The sequence below is a fragment of the Streptomyces araujoniae genome (assembly GCF_050871195.1).
In the GTDB taxonomy this organism is placed as follows: domain Bacteria; phylum Actinomycetota; class Actinomycetes; order Streptomycetales; family Streptomycetaceae; genus Streptomyces; species Streptomyces bacillaris.
The window spans coordinates 3,943,117-3,958,808 of record NZ_CP194070.1; the positions used below are offsets into that span (position 1 = coordinate 3,943,117).

Below are 15,692 nucleotides of genomic sequence, written 5' to 3' on the forward strand. Positions count from 1 at the left end.
GCCGGCCCGGAACCTTTCTGGTGGCTGCGGTGAATCAGAGGAACAACGGGGTCGTACGGGGAGGGGTGCCGAAGCGGGTCAGCGGCGCGACATGTAGATGTCGAGCGCCTTGTGGAGCAGCTTGTTGAGCGGGAAGTCCCACTCGCCGACGTACTCCACGGCCTCGCCGCCGGTGCCGACCTTGAACTGGATCAGGCCGAAGAGGTGGTCGTTCTCGTCCAGCGAGTCGCTGATCCCGCGCAGGTCGTAGACCGTGGCGCCCATCGCGTAGCTGTCGCGGAGCATCCGCCACTGCATGGCGTTGGACGGCCGGACCTCGCGCCCGATGTTGTCGGAGGCTCCGTAGGAGTACCAGACGTGCCCGCCGACGACGAGCATGGTGGCGGCGGAGAGGTTCACGCCGTTGTGCCGCGCGAAGTAGAGCCGCATCCGGTTGGGGTCCTCGGAGTTGAGGACCGTCCACATGCGCTGGAAGTACGAGAGCGGGCGCGGCCTGAAGTGGTCGCGGACGGCCGTGATCTCGTAGAGCCGCTGCCACTCGGCGAGGTCCTCGTAGCTGCCCTGGACGACCTCGACACCGGCCTTGTCGGCCTTCTTGATGTTGCGGCGCCACAGCTGGTTGAAGCCCTTGAGGACGTCCTCCAGGGAGCGGTTGGCCAGCGGCACCTGGAAGACGTAGCGGGGCTGTACGTCACCGAACCCGGCGCCGCCGTCCTCGCCCTGCTGCCAGCCCATCTTCCGCAGCCGGTCGGCCACCTCGAAGGCGCGCGGCTCGATGTGGGTGGCCTCGACGTCGCGCAGCCGCTTCACGTCCGGGTCCTGGATGCCGGACTTGATGGCCGCCGAGTCCCAGCGGCGGATGACCACCGGCGGACCCATCTTCACGGAGAAGGCGCCCTGCTGCTTGAGGTGGGCGAGCATCGGCTGGAGCCAGTCGTCCAGGTTGGGCGCGTACCAGTTGATGACCGGGCCCTCGGGGAGGTACGCCAGGTAGCGCTTGATCTTGGGCAGCTGGCGGTAGAGGACGAGGCCCGCCCCGACCATCTCGCCGCTCTTGTCGAACCAGCCCAGGTTCTCCGAGCGCCACTCGGTCTTCACGTCAGCCCACGCCGGGACCTGGCAGTGACTGGCCGAGGGCAGGCTCTGGATGTACGCCAGATGCTGCTCTCGGCTGATGGTCCTCAGGGTCAGGCTCATGCGGGGCGCTCCTCGGCAGGTGTGTCCCCATGGGTCAGGGGCTCCGGCTCTCGCGCCGAAGCCTACTGTGGCTGAGGGGCACCTGGCCTGGCCGCGTAGGGCCGGATCGCACCCGGTGGACCGGCGCGACCGCGTGAGCGGCCGCGCCGGACGGTGCGCCGCTCAGGTGATGACGCCGCCGAAGAGGCCGCCGTGCGCCATCCCGAGGTAGAAGCCGACCGCGGAGGCGCCGATCCCCACGATCAGGGCGAACCTCTCCCAGGTGGTCTTCGAGATGTACTGGCCGTACAGGCCGGTCAGGATGCCGACCAGCCCTGCCCACGAGCTGATCAGGTGCAGATGGTGGAACATCGCCGTCACGAAGGCGAGGATGCCGAGGACCCCGGTCACCACCATCAGGACGTCCTGGACGGGGTGCGGCCTGCCGTCCGTCGCGAAGAGCGAACCGGTGGCGGGGCGGCCGGTCGTGGACCGGGAGCCGGCGGGTCGGATGGTCTGTGCCATGGAGTACCTCCTGGCCGGACGGGCGGTGGAATGTAGCGCCTCTCACACCGCATCTGTCTCCGATTGTGCCCCCGGGGCCCCGGATCTGCCCTCCGGGCCCGCCCCGCCCTGCCCCGGGGGCCGACCGCGGATGCCCGCTGACCTCCGGATTTCAACCGGAAGCCGGTCTACAGGTAGTCTGTACGGTCTGCACCGGTGTCTGCCCAGGCCGGCACGGCGAGCCCCCTCCTCCAGGAACATCCCGGGAGCGGGTTGTCAGTGCCGGGTGTTCTCCTCGGGGACACCGTTGCTCACGCATCACGACCCTCCTGCCACGGAACGACCGTGGCCGCTGAGTCCAAAGGAGGTGGGTTCCACATGCGTCACTACGAGGTGATGGTCATCCTCGACCCCGATCTCGAGGAGCGCGCAGTCTCCCCGCTGATCGAGAACTTCCTCTCCGTCGTCCGTGAGGGCAACGGAAAGGTGGAGAAGGTCGACACCTGGGGCCGTCGTCGGCTCGCTTACGAGATCAAGAAGAAGCCCGAGGGCATCTACTCGGTCATCGACCTGCAGGCCGAGCCTGCGGTCGTCAAGGAGCTCGACCGCCAGATGAACCTGAACGAGTCGGTCCTCCGGACCAAGGTCCTCCGCCCCGAGGTCCACTGAGCATTCCGCTCAGCGGTTTTCGGGTCCGAGTAGCAGCAAGCAGCCAGAAGCAATCCCGCCGAGAGGTTCACCCATGGCAGGCGAGACCGTCATCACGGTCGTCGGCAATCTCGTCGACGACCCCGAGCTGCGCTTCACCCCGTCCGGTGCGGCGGTCGCGAAGTTCCGTGTCGCGTCCACTCCCCGCATCTTCGACCGGCAGACCAATGAGTGGAAGGACGGCGAAGGCCTGTTCCTCACCTGCTCGGTCTGGCGTCAGGCGGCGGAGAACGTCGCGGAATCGCTCCAGCGTGGCATGCGCGTCGTCGTGCAGGGCCGGCTGAAGCAGCGGTCCTACGAGGACCGTGAGGGCGTCAAGCGCACGGTCTACGAGCTGGATGTCGAGGAAGTCGGCCCCAGCCTCAAGAACGCCACGGCCAAGGTCACCAAGACCACCGGTCGCGGTGGTCAGGGAGGCCAGGGTGGATACGGCGGCGGTGGCCAGCAGGGCGGCGGTAACTGGGGCGGCGGTCCCGGGGGCGGCGGCGGTGGCCAGCAGGGCGGCGGCGGTGCTCCCGCCGACGACCCGTGGGCGACCGGTGCGCCTTCCGGCGGCCAGCAGGGCGGCGGAGGCGGCTGGGGCGGAAACCCCGGCAACTCCGGCGGCTCCGGCGGCGGCTACTCGGACGAGCCCCCCTTCTAGGGCGGGCTCGTACCCCACTTCTTGATCACACAGGAGAAACACCATGGCGAAGCCGCCTGTGCGCAAGCCTAAGAAGAAGGTCTGCGCGTTCTGCAAGGACAAGACCCAGTACGTGGACTACAAGGACACGAACATGCTGCGGAAGTTCATTTCCGACCGCGGCAAGATCCGTGCCCGCCGCGTCACCGGCAACTGCACGCAGCACCAGCGTGACGTCGCCACGGCAGTCAAGAACAGCCGTGAGATGGCGCTGCTGCCCTACACGTCCACCGCGCGATAAGGGAAGGGTGACAACAGCATGAAGATCATCCTCACCCACGAGGTCTCCGGCCTCGGCACCGCCGGCGACGTCGTCGACGTCAAGGACGGGTACGCCCGTAACTACCTGGTTCCGCGTGGCTTCGCCATCCGCTGGACCAAGGGCGGCGAGAAGGACGTGGCGCAGATCCGCCGCGCCCGCAAGATCCACGAGATCGCGACCATCGAGCAGGCCAACGAGATCAAGGCCAAGCTCGAGGCCGTCAAGGTCCGTCTGGCCGTTCGCTCCGGCGACGCCGGTCGGCTCTTCGGCTCGGTCACCCCGGCCGACATCGCTTCGGCGATCAAGGCCGCCGGTGGTCCCGACGTCGACAAGCGCCGCGTCGAGCTCGGTGCGCCGATCAAGACGCTCGGCGGGCACCAGGTGTCTGTCCGCCTGCACCCTGAGGTTGCGGCGAAGCTCGGCGTCGAGGTCGTTGCCGCCTAAGGGCAGGACTCGGCAGAGCAGGCGAAGGGCCGCACCCCGTGGGGGTGCGGCCCTTCCCTGTGTGCCGGGCACGTGGAGTGCTGACGTTTCACGTGAAACAGGCGCGGCTGGGACGAACGACAGGGCGGTGCGTTTCACGTGAAACAGCCGCGGTCGCCGGACGGATCCGTCGGTCAGCGAGTCGCCCCGGTGACGATCCACCGCCCGGAACGGGTACGCACCCAGAGGGTGATCAGCCGGACGGCCATCATCAGTGTCATCGCCCACCAGAGCGCGGTGAGGCCGCCGCCGAGGGACGGCACCAGCAGCGCGACGGGGGCGAAGACTGCCAGCGTCACCAGCATGGCCCACGCCAGATAGTGTCCGTCCCCCGCGCCCATCAGCACGCCGTCGAGGACGAAGACCACTCCGGCGATCGGCTGTGACACCGCCACGACCAGAAGCGCGGGGAGCAGGGTCTCCTTCACCGCCGGGTCGCTGGTGAAGAGCGGGATGAAGAGGGGCCGGGCGAGCATGATCAGTACCCCGAGCGCGATACCGCATCCGATGCCCCACTCGACCATGCGACGGCAGGCCTCGCGGGCCCCCTTCTCGTCGTTCGCCCCCAGATAGCGGCCGATGATGGCCTGTCCCGCGATGGCGATGGCGTCGAGCGCGAAGGCGGTCAGGCTCCAGAGGGAGAGGATGATCTGGTGCGCGGCGATGTCGGCGTCGCCGAGTCGGGCCGCCACGGCGGTGGCGATCATCAGGACGGCCCGGAGCGAGAGGGTTCGGACCAGGAGCGGAGCACCCGCGCGGGCGCTGGCCCTGATGCCGGCGGCGTCGGGGCGCAGGGAGGCGCCATGCCTGCGGGCTCCGCGGACGACGACGATCAGATAGGCGACGGCCATGCCGACCTGGGCCATCACCGTGCCCCAGGCGGATCCGGCGATGCCGAGCCCGGCCCCGTAGACGAGGACCACGTTGAGGATGCCGTTCGCCGTGAAACCGCCGATCGCGACGTACAGCGGGGTCCGGGTGTCCTGAAGTCCGCGCAGTACGCCGGTGGCGGCGAGGACGACGAGCATGGCCGGGATGCCGATGATGGAGATCCGCAGATAGGTGATGGCGTACGGGGCGGCGGTGTCGGAGGCGCCGAAGATGTCCACGAGCCAGGGGGCGGAGGGGATGGCGAGCGCGACCACGACGGCACCGAGCAGGAGGGCGAGCCAGATGCCGTCCATGCCCTGGCGGATCGCGGCGGGCAGATCGCCCGCGCCGACGCGTCGGGCGACGGCGGCGGTGGTGGCGTAGGCGAGGAAGACGAAGATGCTCACCGCGGTCATCAGCAGGGCCGCTGCAATGCCGAGGCCGGCCAGTTGCGGGGTGCCGAGATGCCCGACGATCGCGCTGTCGACCATGACGAACAGGGGCTCGGCGACCAGCGCGCCGAACGCGGGTACGGCGAGGGCGACGATCTCGCGGTCGTGCCGTCGGCGGCCTGTTCGGGGAGTGGTGGGGGCCGGGGTCATGGGGGTCAATCTAATCTTCCACAGGTAAGAGATGCAATGGCCTAGTGTCCCTTACGTTTCCTCCTTCGGGGTGTTCGTCCGTGCGCCGTTCGCAGGGATCTTGAAATTGGGACGAAAGTTTTTCTCCCCCACAGTCGGTGGACCGAGAATATGCAGGTCAGGCCGGTGATGGCGGTGTGGCTATGAGTTTGTCCACAGTGCTGTCCCCTGTTCCGTGCACAGGTTCCGAGGAGTTCTCCACAGCATCTGGTCCGTCGTCCACATGCCCTGTGGATAACCAGATTGGCTGACGGTGGAGACAGGCCTACCGTGGTCCGGCGCCCGCACTCCGTTCCGGCACCGGAATCAGGAGAACCGGACGCGCCGGAAGCGGAGTCGGGCGGCTTGTTTGTCGGTGCCGTGCCGTAAGAAAGAGTGGCACGGCTAGGTCCGCGAAGCGGACGGGAGGAGGTGGGCCGGGTGAGCATCCCCGAGCCTTTGGACGACCCCTGGACCGAGACCGGTCCCGGCGACCGTCTGCCTGTATCCCGCCAGCGTCGCGGAGAGCGCAAGGGTAGCCGCGAGGACCGGCACGACCGGGGCTCGGACGGCGGCTGGGACAGTGGCTGGGACGGCGGCGGCCCCGCCGGCTTCGAGCGGGTGCCCCCCCAGGACCTGGACGCGGAGCAGTCGGTCCTCGGCGGCATGCTGCTGTCCAAGGACGCCATCGCCGACGTCGTGGAGATCATCAAGGGCCACGACTTCTACCGCCCGGCCCACGAGACCGTCTACACCGCGATCCTCGACCTCTACGCCAAGGGCGAGCCGGCGGACCCGATCACGGTCGCTGCCGAACTGGTCAAGCGCGGGGAGATCACCAAGGTCGGCGGAGCGCCGTATCTGCACACCCTGGTGCAGTCGGTCCCGACCGCCGCCAACGCGTCGTTCTACGCGGAGATCGTGCACGAGCGCGCGGTCCTCCGGCGGCTCGTCGAGGCTGGCACGAAAATCACGCAGATGGGATACGCGGCCGACGGGGACGTCGACGAGATCGTCAACTCCGCCCAGGCCGAGATCTACGCGGTCACCGAGCAGCGCACCAGCGAGGACTACCTTCCTCTCGGCGACATCATGGAGGGCGCGCTCGACGAGATCGAGGCCATCGGCTCGCGCAGCGGCGAGATGACCGGTGTCCCGACGGGCTTCACGGACCTCGACGCCCTCACGAACGGCCTGCACCCCGGCCAGATGATCGTCATCGCGGCCCGCCCCGCCATGGGTAAGTCCACGCTGGCGCTGGACTTCGCCCGTGCGGCCTCGATCAAGAACAACCTGCCCAGCGTCATCTTCTCCCTCGAAATGGGGCGCAACGAGATCGCGATGCGTCTGCTGTCGGCCGAGGCGCGGGTGGCCCTCCACCACATGCGCTCCGGCACGATGACGGACGAGGACTGGACGCGGCTCGCGCGCCGGATGCCCGAGGTCTCGGCCGCCCCCCTCTACATCGACGACTCCCCCAACCTGTCGATGATGGAGATCCGCGCGAAGTGCCGTCGCCTGAAGCAGCGCAACGACATCAAGCTCGTGATCATCGACTACCTGCAGCTGATGCAGGCCGGTGGCTCGAAGCGGTCCGAGAGCCGTCAGCAGGAGGTCTCGGACATGTCCCGAAACCTGAAGCTGCTGGCCAAGGAGCTGGAGGTCCCGGTGATCGCGCTCTCGCAGCTGAACCGTGGTCCCGAGCAGCGTACGGACAAGAAGCCCATGGTCTCCGACCTGCGTGAGTCCGGCTCGATCGAGCAGGACGCCGACATGGTCATCCTGCTGCACCGCGAGGACGCGTACGAGAAGGAGTCCCCGCGAGCGGGCGAGGCCGACATCATCGTCGGCAAGCACCGTAACGGCCCGACGGCCACCATCACCGTGGCCTTCCAGGGCCACTACTCGCGCTTCGTGGACATGGCGCAGACCTGAGGGCGGTCCTTCGCGACTGCACCCACAGGGTCAGCCGCCCGGGATGATCCGTTCCACGACCGCGTCCACCAGCCTCTCCAGGGCCGTGTCTCCGAGCATCTCCGGCAGGGTGAAGTGCTCCAGGAGTACGCCGGTCATCGCCAGGTAGAGGACGAGGAACGCGGTGTGGTCGCCGGGGAGGTCCCAGTCGCGGTGGAAGGCCGCGCTCTCCTCGAAGGCCGAGCGGACCGTCGCGGTCAGCTGGGCCCGGAGTTCCGGGCGGCGGGTCGCCTCCAGGCGGAGTTCCAGCAGGGCGAGGTAGCCCGTCCGGTCGTCGGTCATGCGGCGGACCAGCCAGTGCATCAGCTCGGCGACCAGGGCGCGGGAGGGGGCGGGGAGCATCGCCTGTTCGACCTGGGCCGGGTCCGGGGTCATCCGGCTGTGGATGCGGGCGCCCGTCTGCATGAACAGGTCGTCACGGCTGCTGAAGTAGTTCGACGCGGTGCCCACCGGAACGCCGGCCCGGATGTCCACGGCGCGGAAGGTGAGGCCGCGGGCGCCCTCCTGGGCCAGGACCTCGATCGCCGCGTCCGTGAGCGCCGCTCTGCGCTCTGGGTTCTTCGCCATGGGTCTCTTCTCCCTGCTGTCGTACGTCGAAAAGCGGATGCGCAACCACTACAGATGAAGCACTATATTCGGAGTGGTTAGGCGTCTCCTGGGCCGTCGGCCCGCGCCGACCTGCGGAACGGGGAACACATGCGCAAGCTCACGTACTTCATCGCCTGTTCGATCGACGGCTTCATCGGCGACCCGAAGGGCGATGCCACGACGATGATGTCCTTCGTCGACGAGGAGCTCCTCGCTTTTCTCAAGGAGGAGTATCCGGAGACCATCTCGGCCGAGGGGCGTACTGCCCTCGGGATCGGTGATCTGGAGAACCGGCGGTTCGACACGGTGATCCAGGGGCGGGGCAGCTACCAGCTGGCCCTGGACACCGATGTGACGAGCCCGTACGGCCATATGCGGGAGCTCGTCGCCTCCCGGAGCCTCACCGAGTCGCCGGACCCCAACGTCGAGCTGATCTCGGAGGACCTGGTCGGCCGCGTCAGGGAACTGAAGGCGGAAGAGGGCGGGCTGGGCATCTGGCTCTGCGGCGGGTCACAACTGGCGGGGGAGCTGATCGACGAGATCGACGAGCTGGTGATCAAGACGTACCCGCTGGTGTACGGCTCCGGGATGCCGATGTTCGGGTCCGGGTTCGCTGCCGACGCGTTCACGCTGGAGGGGGTCCGCACCTTCGGGAACGGGGTTCTCGTGCGGACCTACAGCCGCAAGCGCTGAGGCCGGGGCGGGCCGATCGTGGACAGCAGGTGTCGCGCCCGGTAATCCCCTCGTCAGAGGGCAGTCCGTCCGGTATGGGTTGACCATGACTTCTCCCAGTGAAGAACTGCTTCCCACCACCCGGCGTTCCCTCCTCCACCGCCTCGCCACCGCCCAGCGGGAAGGCCGGGCGCCCTCTCTCGCGGCCGCCGTGCGGCGGGGCGGCCGGATCGTCTGGAGCGGGGGGCGTACGGGCCTGGAGGGGCAGGCCGCCGATGCGGATACCCAGTACCGGATCGGCTCGATCACCAAGACGTTCACCGCGGTGCTGGTCCTGCGGCTGCGCGACGAGGGGCTCATCGACCTGGGCGATCGACTGGAGAAGCACCTTCCCGGCTCCGGTGCGGGCGGCGCGACCATCTTCCAGCTGCTCGGCCACAGCGCGGGGCTGAGCGCCGAGGCGCCCGCCCCCTGGTGGGAGCGGACTCCGGGGACCCTGCGGCCCAAGCTCGCCGATGTGCTCGGCGAGCAGCCGCAGCTCTACCCGGCGGGTCACCGCTTCCACTACTCCAACCCGGGCTACACCCTGCTGGGTTCGCTGGTCGAGGCGGTTCGGGGGGTCTCCTGGGAGGAGGCGCTGCGCCGCGAGATCCTGGAGCCGCTGGGCATGGACCGTACGACCTACGGGCCGGTCGCTCCGTACGCGGAGGGCTGGGCCGTCCACCCCTGGGCCGACGTGGTGGTGAGTGAGCCCGCCGAGGACCTCGGGCTGATGGCACCCGCCGGTCAGCTCTGGTCGACCGCGGCCGATCTGCTGCGGTTCGCCGCCTTCCTGGTCGACGGCGACGACCGGGTGCTGTCGACCGCGTCCGTACGGGAGATGAGGACGCCCGCCTCGCCCGTCGCCGAGCCCGGGGGCAACGGCTACGGTCTCGGCCTCCAGATCGTGAAGACCGACAGCCGCGTCCTCTTCGGGCACGCGGGCTCGCTGCCCGGCTTCGTCGCGGGCCTCTGGTTCAGCGTGGACGACGACGTCGCCGCGGTCGCCCTGGCCAACGCCACCTCGGGGCTGCCCGCTGCCACGGTGGCTGCTGAACTCCTGACCATCGTCGCGGACGCGGAGCCGCGGATCCCGGAGCCCTGGCGCCCGCTGCCGGAGGCGGACGCGGAGCTGGTGGCCCTGACCGGGATCTGGCACTGGGGGACCCACACGTTCACACTGAAGCTGACCGAGGACCGGGGCCTTGAGCTGAGGCCCCTGGGCTCCCAGGGGCGTGGAGCGTTCTTCACGGCCCGCCCGGACGGCACCTGGACGGGGCTGCACGACTACTACGCGGGCGAGACCCTCCGCGTCGTACGCCGGGAGGACGGCTCGGTCGACCATCTCGACCTCGGCTCGTTCGCCTTCACCCGTGAGCCCTATGACGCGGACGCGGACGTGCCCGGCGGGCTGGACCCGGCCGGCTGGCGGGGGATCGGCGGCTGAGACCTGGACGGTGACGGCTGGTGGGGTGGGTGTTTCACGTGAAACACCCACCCCACCAGCCGTTGTCGCTCAGAGCGCGAGCTTGAAGCCCACGTGGCTGGCCGTGAATCCGAGCCGCTCGTAGAACCGGTGCGCGTCCTGGCGCGTGGCGTCCGAGGTCAGCTGCACCAACTGGCAGTCCTGGCGGCGGGATTCGTCGACGGCCCACTGGATCAGCTGGGTACCGAGCCCACTGCCCCGCTCATCGGCGTGGATGCGGACGGCTTCGATGATCGAGCGGGTGGCCCCGCGGCGGGAGAGACCGGGGATCACGGTCAGCTGGAGGGTGCCGACCACCCGGCCCTCGCGGACGGCGACGACGACGTGCTGATGGGGGTCGTCGGCCAGTCGCCGGAGCGCCGCGCGGTACGGGGTGAGGTCGTCCGGTGACTCGCGCTGGGCGCCGAGCGGGTCGTCGGCCAGCATGCCGACCACGGCGTCGAGGTCGGTCTCGGCAACGGGGCGTATCTCAAGATCGCTCATGATCGGCAGCGTACGCGCCACGCCATGGTCACGCGGTGACCTTCAGCTCCTCGACCGCTCGGACCAGGGGGGCGAGTTCGGGGTTCTCCGACGCCTCGTCGAGCGCCGCCCGCAGGGCGCCGTCGTTGGTGGGCCGGGCCTCGGCGAGCAGGGTGAGGCCGGCCTCGGTGACATCGGTGTAGATGCCCCGGCGGTCGGTGTCGCACAGATACCGCGTCAGCAGTCCCCGGTCCTCCAGCCGTGTCACCAGCCGGGTGGTCGCGCTCTGGCTGAGCACCACGGCGTCGGCCACCTGCTTCATCTGGAGATGTCCACCGGGGCCGTTGTGCTGCCGGCTCAACACATCGAGCAGGGAGAACTCACGGACGCTGAGCCCGTGCCCCGACTGCAGGGCGCGCTCGACGCGGGCCTCGATCTTCCCGTGGAGCAGCGAGAGGGCGCACCACCTCTGGGAGAGGGCCGTCAGGGCCGGGTCGGTCGCGGTCATGGTGCCTCCTCCGGGCGGGGCTGCGTGGCTCCAGGATAGGGGACGTCCGCAATAGCCCGCGTTTGCAATTAACCCGCGCATGCAATTATTGTGGACGCTCGTAAAGCGCCGAAGCAACCTTTAGGGAAGGTGAAACCCATGCCGCTCGCGCTCCTCGCCCTGGCCATCGGGGCGTTCGGGATCGGAACGACGGAATTCGTGATCATGGGGTTGCTCCCCGAGGTTGCCGCGGACTTCCAGGTCTCGATCCCGACCGCAGGCTTCCTGGTGACCGGCTATGCGCTCGGGGTCGTCCTCGGCGCCCCGCTGATGACGCTCCTGGGCACCCGGGTGACCCGTAAGCGGATGCTGATGCTCCTGATGGGGCTGTTCATCGTGGGCAACCTGGTCTCCGCCCTGGCGCCCGTCTTCGGCGTCACGCTCGCCGGCCGGGTGGTCGCCTCCCTCGCCCACGGCGCCTTCTTCGGCATCGGCTCGGTGGTCGCGGCCGATCTGGTGGCCCCGCAGAAGAAGGCCGGGGCGATCGCGATGATGTTCACCGGGCTCACCGTCGCCAATGTCGTCGGCGTCCCGCTCGGCACGTACATCGGCCAGTCCGCCGGCTGGCGGACCACGTTCCTCGTCGTCGCCCTCCTCGGGGTGATCGGGCTCCTCGGAGTCGCCCGGCTCGTTCCCGAGCAGCCCCGGCCCGAAGGCGTACGCATCCGCCACGAACTGGCCGCGTTCCGCAATGTGCAGGTCCTGCTCGCGATGGCCATGACCGTCCTGGGCTTCGGCGGAGTCTTCGCCGCGATCACCTACATCACCCCGATGATGACCGGCACCGCCGGATACGCGCCCTCCTCCGTCACCTGGCTGCTGGTCCTGTTCGGCCTCGGCATGGTCGGCGGCAACCTGATCGGCGGCAGGTTCGCCGACCGCCGTCTGATGCCGATGCTGTACGTCTCGCTCGGCGCGCTCGCCCTCGTCCTCGGACTGTTCACCGTGACCGCCCACAACAAGGCCGCAGCGGCCGTCACCATCGCCCTCATCGGCGCCCTGGGCTTCGCGACCGTCCCCCCGCTGCAGAAGCGGGTCCTCGATCAGGCGGCCGGGGCCCCCACCCTGGCCTCCGCGGTCAACATCGGGGCCTTCAACCTCGGCAACGCCCTGGCCGCCTGGCTCGGCGGCCTCGTGATCGCCGCCGGCCTCGGCTACACCGCCCCCAACTGGGTCGGCGCCGCCCTCGCCGCCTCCGCCCTGGTCCTGGCCGTGGTCTCCGGCCTGCTGGAACGCCGTACATCCGCCGGAGCGGGCCGGATCGTCGCCGGGAGCAGCCCCGAGCCGGTCGCCGTCACAGCCCGCCACTGAGCGCCGTTCCGGCCCGCAGCGCCCCGACCCCATCCCCCCACCCCATCAAGCGACACCACAGGAGCAGTTCCATGAGCACGACCATCACCACCGCCGTTGCCCCGCTGACCACCCAGGACGCCGAGACGCTCGTCGACGCGGCCCGCGGCGCCGCCGAGGCGGCCGGTGTCGCCGTCGCCGTGAGCATCCTGGACGCGGGCGGGCACCTGCTGGCCTTCCGCCGTGACGACCGGGCGGTCCTCATCGCCGGGGAGACCAGCACCCGCAAGGCGTTCACCGCACTCCAGCTCGACGCCCCCACGGCGGACCTGGTCGACGCGGTGCAGCCCGGCGGCCTCTTCCACACCCTTCCGACCGCGCTGGACCGCCCGCTGCTCTTCATCGCCGGAGGCGTCCCCCTGCACCGGGACGGCCGGCTGATCGGCGCCATCGGGGTCGGCGGCGGAGCGCCGGAGCAGGACCACGGGTTCGCGACCGCCGCAGCGGACTCCCTCGTCTGAGCCGTGTATCAGCCGGTCGCGACCGTGAGCGGGGCGAACCTGCGACCGGCGTCCCCCGGGAGGTCCGCGATGCCGTACGTCATCATCGCGGTCCCGGAGCCCCGTTCGAGGCCGCGCTCCAGCAGCCAGCCGAGCAACTCCTCGTGGCGCGCGTCCACATCGGCCCGCAACGGCCGGTCCGTGGTCGCGGCCACCGCGGTGACCAGGGCCTTCGCGGTGCCGGTGTCCCGCGCCACGAGCGGGCCGACGGCATGGGCGTCGCCGCTCGGCCAGAGGGCCGCGTACCCGATCAGCTCGCCGTTCTCCTCCGCGACCTGGATCCGGTCGGCGAAGGCGGGGAGCCGGGCGATGATGTGCGTACGGTCGATGCCGAAGACCGGCAGGTCGAGCCGGACCATCGCCTGCAGGTCGTCGGCGGCGGCCGCACGCGTGGCGACGGCCGCAGGCCGGTCCTCCGGGCGGAACCGGCCGAGGACCCGCTGGGTCCGGCCCACCTGGGTGAAGCCCAGTTGCTCGTAGAGCCGCTGCCCTTCGGATGTGGAGTACAGCGCGAGCGGGGTGGACCCGGCCTCCGCCATCACATGGCGCATGAGTCGCCGGGCGATCCCCTGCCGGGCGTGGCGCTCGGCCACGAGCAGCATGCCGACGGCCGCCAGGCGGGGCCCGTACGACGTCATCACGCAGGCCGCGATCAAGCCCTTGCCCTCGGGATCCTCGATCCCGTACCCCGTACCCGCGGAGAGGAGCAGCCCCCACCGGTGCTCGTCACGTGGCCAGCTCCGGCTCTCGGAGAGGTCAGCGCAGGAGACCAGGTCTCTCCGGGTGAGACGCCGTACGGGCAGGTCGACGAGGGACAGGGGTGATGGGCTGTGCATGGGGCCAGGCTGGCCGACGTGATGATCGTCCGTCCAGCGGTTTCCCGGAACTGGCCGGAACCGGAGCGCCCGCCGCTCGGTTTCACGTGAAACCCCGCTCCCGGTTTCACGTGAAACATGGAGCCGTCGCCGTGCGGCAGCCCGATCGCGTGGAAACCCCACCACGCAGGGCACCCCATCGGGAGGCCGGGGCCGTCAGCCCAGGTCGGGTGCGTGCATCGCCCGTACGCCCTCGATGTTGCCGTCCAGATAGTGGCGCAGGGAGAGCGGTACGAGGTGGACGGCGGCGATCCCGACCCGGCTGAACGGCACCCGGACGATCTCGTACTCCCCACAGGGCTCGTCGACCTCCGGGCCATGGCGCCGCGTCACGTCCATCGACGCGAGCCGGCAGACGAAGAAGTGCTGGACCTTCACCCCCGTCACACCGCCGTCGGTGATGTGCTCGACGGTGTCCACGAAGCAGGGCACGACATCGACGATCTTGGCGCCCAGCTCCTCGTCGACCTCGCGGTGCAGGGCATCGACGACGGTGGCGTCCTCCGGCTCCACCCCACCGCCGGGCGTGAGCCAGTAGGGATCGACCCCTGGCTTCGTGCGCTTGATGAGGACGAGGTCGTCGCCGTCGAGCAGGACGGCGCGTGCGGTGCGCTTGACCACAGGACGTTCGGTCATGGTCAGAGAGTGGCCCACACGGGCCCGTCTGAAACTCCCCCGGGCCCAAGGAGCGTGCCGTCCAGCCCGCCGGACCGGCCGGACACCGCACCGCCGGCCCCCCGGATCCTCTGCCGCACCGACCGGCACCGAGCTAGCGGACCGCCTCGTCCAGCGCCCGCTCGACGTCCGCCAGGAGGTCTTCCGGGTCCTCCGCGCCGACCGAGAAGCGTACGAACCCCTCCGGCACGGCATCGCCGCCCCAGCGGCCCCGGCGCTCGGCGGTGGACCGTACACCGCCGAAACTCGTCGCGTCGTCGACCAGCCGCAGCGCGTCGAGGAAGCGCTCGGCCGTCTCCCGGTCGGCCAGCTCGAACGAGACCACCGAACCGAAACGCCGCATCTGCCGCACGGCCGTCGCGTGCGACGGGTCGGTGGGCAGCCCCGGATACCGCAGCCCGGTCACCTCGGACCGCTTGGCCAGCGCCTCGGCGAGGGCCAGCGCCGTGGCGCACTGGCGCTCGACGCGCAGCTGGAGCGTGGCGAGCGAACGGTGGGCGAGCCAGGCCTCCATCGGGCCCGGGATCGCGCCGACCACCTTGCGCCAGCGTCGTACGTCGGCGGCCAGCCGGTCGTCACGGCAGGTGACATGGCCCAGCAGGATGTCTCCGTGCCCCGTCATGCCCTTGGTGTCGCTGGCGACCGAGAAGTCGGCGCCCAGCTCCAGCGGGCGCTGGCCGATCGGGGTGGCCAGGGTGTTGTCGACGGCGACCAGCGCCCCCGCCTCGTGCGCCGCCGCCACCAGCCGGCGGATGTCGCAGACGTCCAGGCCCGGGTTGGAAGGGCTCTCGATCCACAGCAGCCTCGCCCCCTCCAGCAGCGCCGCCTGGGCGTCGCCGCCGGTCGGCGCGGTCCGGACCTCGACGCCGAAAGCCGTCAGCTGCTCCCGTACGAGCGGCAGCGCCTGGTAGCCGTCGTCGGGGAGCACCACGGCGTCCCCGGCGCGGACCTGCGAGAGGAGGACCGCGCTGATCGCCGCCATACCGGAGGCGAAGACGGTGGTGCTCACCTTCTCGCCGGGCGCCTCCAGCTCACCGATGGCCCGCTCCAGACGGGTCCAGGTCGGGTTGGTGTCCCGGCCGTAGGTGTAGGGCCCCACCGGCTCACCGGAGAGGTGGAAGTGCGCGGCGAAGACCGGTCCGGGCAGGGACGGTTCGTACTGTTCCGGTGCGGGAAGTCCGGCGCGTACCGCGCGCGTTCCGTCGCCCAGGGTGCTCAT

General features: G+C 70.1%; 18 protein-coding genes. 9 read left to right on the plus strand and 9 right to left on the minus strand.

Annotated features, from left to right (window positions below):
* Positions 1 to 78 precede the first annotated feature (78 nt).
* Positions 79 to 1,197, minus strand: a complete 1,119-nt coding sequence (locus tag ACQ9ZG_RS16715; RefSeq protein ID WP_028415799.1) for a lipid II:glycine glycyltransferase FemX — start codon at positions 1,195 to 1,197, stop codon at positions 79 to 81.
* 162 nt (positions 1,198 to 1,359) lie between these two features.
* Positions 1,360 to 1,701, minus strand: coding sequence for a hypothetical protein (locus ACQ9ZG_RS16720; protein ID WP_018489854.1), 342 nt, complete (start codon positions 1,699 to 1,701; stop codon positions 1,360 to 1,362).
* A 357-nt stretch (positions 1,702 to 2,058) separates the two neighbouring features.
* On the opposite strand from ACQ9ZG_RS16720, the gene rpsF reads away from it, so the two are divergent.
* The 4 genes from rpsF (at position 2,059) to rplI (ending at position 3,776) form a co-directional block, all read left to right on the plus strand.
* Positions 2,059 to 2,349, plus strand: coding sequence for a 30S ribosomal protein S6 (gene rpsF / locus ACQ9ZG_RS16725; protein WP_006126011.1), 291 nt, complete (start codon positions 2,059 to 2,061; stop codon positions 2,347 to 2,349).
* Positions 2,350 to 2,422: 73 nt separating this feature from the next.
* The gene (locus ACQ9ZG_RS16730; protein ID WP_028415798.1) at positions 2,423 to 3,031 is read left to right on the plus strand and encodes a single-stranded DNA-binding protein; all 609 of its coding nucleotides are present in this window, start codon (positions 2,423 to 2,425) and stop codon (positions 3,029 to 3,031) included.
* Positions 3,032 to 3,074: 43 nt separating this feature from the next.
* Positions 3,075 to 3,311, plus strand: coding sequence for a 30S ribosomal protein S18 (rpsR, locus tag ACQ9ZG_RS16735; protein WP_003967857.1), 237 nt, complete (start codon positions 3,075 to 3,077; stop codon positions 3,309 to 3,311).
* An 18-nt stretch (positions 3,312 to 3,329) separates the two neighbouring features.
* Positions 3,330 to 3,776: a 50S ribosomal protein L9 gene (gene rplI / locus ACQ9ZG_RS16740; RefSeq protein ID WP_018489856.1), complete on the plus strand. Its 447-nt coding sequence runs from the start codon at positions 3,330 to 3,332 to the stop codon at positions 3,774 to 3,776.
* Positions 3,777 to 3,949: 173 nt separating this feature from the next.
* Here rplI and ACQ9ZG_RS16745 read toward each other — a convergent pair whose 3' ends face one another.
* Positions 3,950 to 5,287 (minus strand): MATE family efflux transporter, encoded by a 1,338-nt coding sequence (locus ACQ9ZG_RS16745; RefSeq protein WP_109914867.1) that lies wholly within the window; start codon positions 5,285 to 5,287, stop codon positions 3,950 to 3,952.
* 459 nt (positions 5,288 to 5,746) lie between these two features.
* On the opposite strand from ACQ9ZG_RS16745, the gene dnaB reads away from it, so the two are divergent.
* Positions 5,747 to 7,240 carry a replicative DNA helicase gene (gene dnaB, locus ACQ9ZG_RS16750; RefSeq protein ID WP_026237850.1) on the plus strand — a complete coding sequence of 498 codons (1,494 nt, stop codon included), beginning with the start codon at positions 5,747 to 5,749 and terminating at the stop codon, positions 7,238 to 7,240.
* Between the two features lie 30 nt (positions 7,241 to 7,270).
* Here dnaB and ACQ9ZG_RS16755 read toward each other — a convergent pair whose 3' ends face one another.
* Positions 7,271 to 7,846 carry a TetR/AcrR family transcriptional regulator gene (locus ACQ9ZG_RS16755; RefSeq protein WP_109914868.1) on the minus strand — a complete coding sequence of 192 codons (576 nt, stop codon included), beginning with the start codon at positions 7,844 to 7,846 and terminating at the stop codon, positions 7,271 to 7,273.
* Positions 7,847 to 7,975: 129 nt separating this feature from the next.
* Between ACQ9ZG_RS16755 and ACQ9ZG_RS16760 the strand changes: the two genes are divergently transcribed.
* Entirely contained in the window at positions 7,976 to 8,560 is a 585-nt protein-coding gene (locus tag ACQ9ZG_RS16760; protein ID WP_109914869.1) for a dihydrofolate reductase family protein, read from the plus strand.
* Between the two features lie 85 nt (positions 8,561 to 8,645).
* Positions 8,646 to 10,025: a serine hydrolase domain-containing protein gene (locus tag ACQ9ZG_RS16765; protein ID WP_109914870.1), complete on the plus strand. Its 1,380-nt coding sequence runs from the start codon at positions 8,646 to 8,648 to the stop codon at positions 10,023 to 10,025.
* Between the two features lie 69 nt (positions 10,026 to 10,094).
* Here the strand turns inward: ACQ9ZG_RS16765 and ACQ9ZG_RS16770 are convergent, their stop codons facing one another.
* On the minus strand, positions 10,095 to 10,547 hold the full coding sequence (locus ACQ9ZG_RS16770; protein WP_026237853.1) for a GNAT family N-acetyltransferase: 453 nt from the start codon (positions 10,545 to 10,547) through the stop codon (positions 10,095 to 10,097).
* A 28-nt stretch (positions 10,548 to 10,575) separates the two neighbouring features.
* Complete coding sequence (locus ACQ9ZG_RS16775; protein WP_028415792.1) at positions 10,576 to 11,034, minus strand: MarR family winged helix-turn-helix transcriptional regulator; 459 nt, start codon at positions 11,032 to 11,034, stop codon at positions 10,576 to 10,578.
* Positions 11,035 to 11,172: 138 nt separating this feature from the next.
* On the opposite strand from ACQ9ZG_RS16775, the gene ACQ9ZG_RS16780 reads away from it, so the two are divergent.
* Together ACQ9ZG_RS16780 and ACQ9ZG_RS16785 are read left to right on the plus strand one after the other, a co-directional pair.
* Positions 11,173 to 12,384 (plus strand): MFS transporter, encoded by a 1,212-nt coding sequence (locus ACQ9ZG_RS16780; protein WP_109914871.1) that lies wholly within the window; start codon positions 11,173 to 11,175, stop codon positions 12,382 to 12,384.
* 71 nt (positions 12,385 to 12,455) lie between these two features.
* Positions 12,456 to 12,884 carry a GlcG/HbpS family heme-binding protein gene (locus ACQ9ZG_RS16785; protein ID WP_099218637.1) on the plus strand — a complete coding sequence of 143 codons (429 nt, stop codon included), beginning with the start codon at positions 12,456 to 12,458 and terminating at the stop codon, positions 12,882 to 12,884.
* Between the two features lie 8 nt (positions 12,885 to 12,892).
* Here ACQ9ZG_RS16785 and ACQ9ZG_RS16790 read toward each other — a convergent pair whose 3' ends face one another.
* The 3 genes from ACQ9ZG_RS16790 to ACQ9ZG_RS16800 all read right to left on the minus strand — a co-directional run bounded on the left by ACQ9ZG_RS16790 (position 12,893) and on the right by ACQ9ZG_RS16800 (position 15,692).
* Positions 12,893 to 13,759: a GNAT family N-acetyltransferase gene (locus ACQ9ZG_RS16790; RefSeq protein ID WP_109914872.1), complete on the minus strand. Its 867-nt coding sequence runs from the start codon at positions 13,757 to 13,759 to the stop codon at positions 12,893 to 12,895.
* A 195-nt stretch (positions 13,760 to 13,954) separates the two neighbouring features.
* Positions 13,955 to 14,434: an NUDIX domain-containing protein gene (locus ACQ9ZG_RS16795; RefSeq protein WP_028415788.1), complete on the minus strand. Its 480-nt coding sequence runs from the start codon at positions 14,432 to 14,434 to the stop codon at positions 13,955 to 13,957.
* A gap of 133 nt (positions 14,435 to 14,567) precedes the next feature.
* The gene (locus ACQ9ZG_RS16800; protein WP_109914873.1) at positions 14,568 to 15,692 is read right to left on the minus strand and encodes a cystathionine gamma-lyase; all 1,125 of its coding nucleotides are present in this window, start codon (positions 15,690 to 15,692) and stop codon (positions 14,568 to 14,570) included.